The sequence below is a fragment of the Acidocella sp. MX-AZ02 genome (assembly GCF_000306035.1).
GTDB classification, from domain to species: domain Bacteria; phylum Pseudomonadota; class Alphaproteobacteria; order Acetobacterales; family Acetobacteraceae; genus Acidocella; species Acidocella facilis.
On sequence record NZ_JH976244.1, the window covers coordinates 1 to 860 of the forward strand.

Genomic DNA, 860 nt, shown 5'->3' on the forward strand with positions numbered 1-860 from the left:
GAATGTTTTCTTGCGAGCTTGGGCACGGGCGGCCAATCCAATCCGCTCAAGCACCATCGCCGGGGGAAGCACGACGCCGATCGTCCTCAGATGCGCAAGGATCGCCAGGTGATGGGTTCTCCCCGATCAGTAGCCCACGCCACATCACAGCCGATGCGGAGCGAACTGCGCCAATCGTTCAGCCCGAAGCTGCGCAGGCCCAGGTATTTCTGTAGTTCCACGGCATGCCCACGGCGTGTCTGGTCCCTGTCTGCATAATCAGCAAAAATGGCTGCTGGCACACCAATTTGGTGGGCTACAAAGGCGATCATGGCCGCTGGTGGCTGGGTGGTAGGCCCCAAGCCAAACCCCGGATATCGAAGAAGGCATAGCTGGACCGCGCAGCCGAGCCGATTAACCGAACGCCGCTTCGTGCGGATGAGCGCGAGGTCATCCATACCGAGGGTGAAATGACGGACCATCTCGGAGAGATCCGTTGGGATCGAGAGCAGGCGGATTCGCTGCGATGAGGATAGCAGGGTGCGGGTAGACATCTTGGCGTCCCGTCAATGATGGCACGCCGTTCATAAACTGCTTGCCTTTTAAAGCAATTCTGCAACAGGATATTGAAAGGAAAATTCCGAGGAATTGCCGTGACCGTGAAAACCGTTCGCAAACGACCGTTTGTGAAATCAACCAAGCCAGCAAGTGTCTGTGTATTGCTTGGCTATGCCCGTGTGTCCAAGGGTGACGAGCAGAACAACGCTCTGCAAACAAAGGCGCTCAAGGTTGCCGGTTGCCGGCGTTTGTTTGAGGAGACAGCGTCTGGAGGACGGTGGGATCGACCCGAGCTGCATCGACTGCTTGATCATCTGCGAGAG

2 protein-coding genes are annotated in these 860 nt (G+C 57.2%); one reads left to right on the forward strand and one right to left on the reverse strand.

Going from position 1 to position 860, the window contains the following annotated elements:
- Positions 1 to 86 precede the first annotated feature (86 nt).
- The gene (locus tag MXAZACID_RS17325) at positions 87 to 533 is read right to left on the reverse strand and encodes a DUF4158 domain-containing protein (RefSeq protein ID WP_008495879.1); all 447 of its coding nucleotides are present in this window, start codon (positions 531 to 533) and stop codon (positions 87 to 89) included.
- Positions 534 to 632: 99 nt separating this feature from the next.
- On the opposite strand from MXAZACID_RS17325, the gene MXAZACID_RS18545 reads away from it, so the two are divergent.
- Positions 633 to 860: recombinase family protein (locus MXAZACID_RS18545; protein ID WP_371137085.1), on the forward strand; the 228-nt coding region annotated here is incomplete at its 3' end.